Consider the following 1,942-nt stretch of genomic DNA (forward strand, 5'->3'; position numbering starts at 1 on the left):
GACGCTTTTGCGTCTGTGTCCGCAGGACACAACTAAACCTTAGTTGGAATTATACGGTGTTGGCAAACGTTTTCTTTTTCAAGTGCCAAGCGAATAATCCATTCATTATAAAATTCAATCCGACTACTATAGAAAATAATGGAAATTTAAAAAGAGTTAAACTCAAAATAATAGTAGGAATTAATAATCCAACGATTTTTTCCCAATCTCTATTAAATTCAGGAATAGCAAAGTAAAATCCGTAAAGAATCATACATATAATACTCCAACCACCAAAAATTAAATAACCTAGTTGAGTTTCCCCTTGAACTTTCCCAATTTTAATCATCATTATAAGTAATGGAATAATATTTGCCAAGATTGCAATTCCATAATAATTTCTAAGATATTTTTTTGTTCCTTCATTAATGCTTTTTCAATATAAATTATTCAAAGGACAATTCGAAAGCTACATAAATCAATAATGATATAATTAATAAAGAAGAAATTAAGATTAATATATGAAATATTCCAATTTTAATTATTCCTTTGTTTTCAATTTTATTCTGATAAAATTTTGTTCTTTTAATTAATTTATTAATTGTAAAAAATAAAAAACCAAATACTGATAATAATATTATTATTAATATTACTATATTCTGAATTGTAATTCCAGATAAAAACATATTTTCTATTTAAGTTTTTGAGTAGAGATGATTTTCTTTGAATGTTTGCCAACGGTTTTGTATAATTTCCCAGCTAAGGGAAGGTTAAGAGTAAAGATAGTAAAAAGAGCTAACTTTGACGCTATTGCGTCTGTGTCCGCAGGACACAACCCAACCTTAGTTGGAATTATACGGTGTTGCCAGTAGTTTTTATTTGTTTTTCACTTTCTCTCCTTTTATTGGCGAATAATCTTTTTTCAATTGTCCATTCACAAATATTTCGGAAAAATAACTTTTCGCTCCAGTAGCTTTGTTCATATCTTCTATATTTTGAATATGAAAATGTAAATGAGCTTCTGAAGAATTTCCTGAATTTCCACAAAGTCCTAATAATTCTCCTTGTTTTACTTTTTGTCCTTGCTTAACAACAATAGAATTTTGTTTGAAATGGGCAAAAAATAAAAATTCATCATTTTCTGTTTTTAGAATGACCGTATTTCCAGGTACGTAAATTGGATTTAATTCTCCTGGAATATTGTCTTTAACTCCATCTACAGAAAGAATAACTTCTGCATCACAAGGTGCAATCAGTTCTTTTCCAAAAGCATAATAATCTTCGTTTGTTTTTCCATCTGTTTTAAAGGACTTTCCATTTTTGTCGGTAATAACAATGTCAAAAGCGTTCTTTTGAGCTTCGCTTTCTACGTGATAATTCAGTTCTTTAGTGTCTCCTCCCCAAAATACCGTCCATTCTTCTTTAAATGGTAATATCAATTTCGTTTTATTTCTTTCAAGTTTTGGTAGATTACTTTCTTTGAAAGGTTTAACAAACAAACCGTTTATTTTTCCGTTTTTGTCAAGTGAGATGTTTACAGAAAAAAGAGCTCGCTCAAAATTAGTTTTGTAAGAAGCATAAGTTCCGTTTTCATATTTTGTAAATTCTCTTTTTTCAATTTTTCCAGCTTGAGTTTTAAGTCCATTAACTAAATCAGTTGTCTTTTCAATTGGTAAAAATGACTTCATTTCAGTCGAAAACAGGTCAAAAACTTTTTGGTATTCATTAGAATTATAATATTCTTCAAATTTAGCCGAAACTCTTTTATAAGTTTCTTTTTCGGTCTGTCCGAAACTCAATAATGGAATTAAAATTAATAAAATCAGGCTTAAATTTCTCATTTCTATTCGTACTGTTCAAATTACTGGCAACGGTTTTGTATAATTTTCCAGCTAAGGGAAGGTTAGGAGTAAAGATAATAAAAAGAGCTAACTTTGACGCTTTTGCGTCTGTGTCCGCAGGA

At 29.1% G+C, this 1,942-nt stretch carries 2 protein-coding genes; both read right to left on the bottom strand.

The genetic code is table 11. From position 1 onward, the window contains the following. Positions 1 to 49 precede the first annotated feature (49 nt). Positions 50 to 358 carry a hypothetical protein gene (locus BUC03_RS15000; RefSeq protein WP_143159224.1) on the bottom strand — a complete coding sequence of 103 codons (309 nt, stop codon included), beginning with the start codon at positions 356 to 358 and terminating at the stop codon, positions 50 to 52. A 496-nt stretch (positions 359 to 854) separates the two neighbouring features. Further along, positions 855 to 1,820, bottom strand: a complete 966-nt coding sequence (locus tag BUC03_RS15005; RefSeq protein ID WP_073153946.1) for a DUF3887 domain-containing protein — start codon at positions 1,818 to 1,820, stop codon at positions 855 to 857. Positions 1,821 to 1,942 lie beyond the last annotated feature (122 nt).

Source organism: Mesonia phycicola (genome assembly GCF_900141885.1).
In the GTDB taxonomy this organism is placed as follows: Bacteria; Bacteroidota; Bacteroidia; order Flavobacteriales; family Flavobacteriaceae; genus Mesonia; species Mesonia phycicola.

Coding starts and splice junctions, on each gene's coding strand:
- BUC03_RS15005 (WP_073153946.1), bottom strand. CDS start 1,820: ATGAGAAATTTAAGCCTGATTTTATTAATTTTAATTCCATTATTGAGT.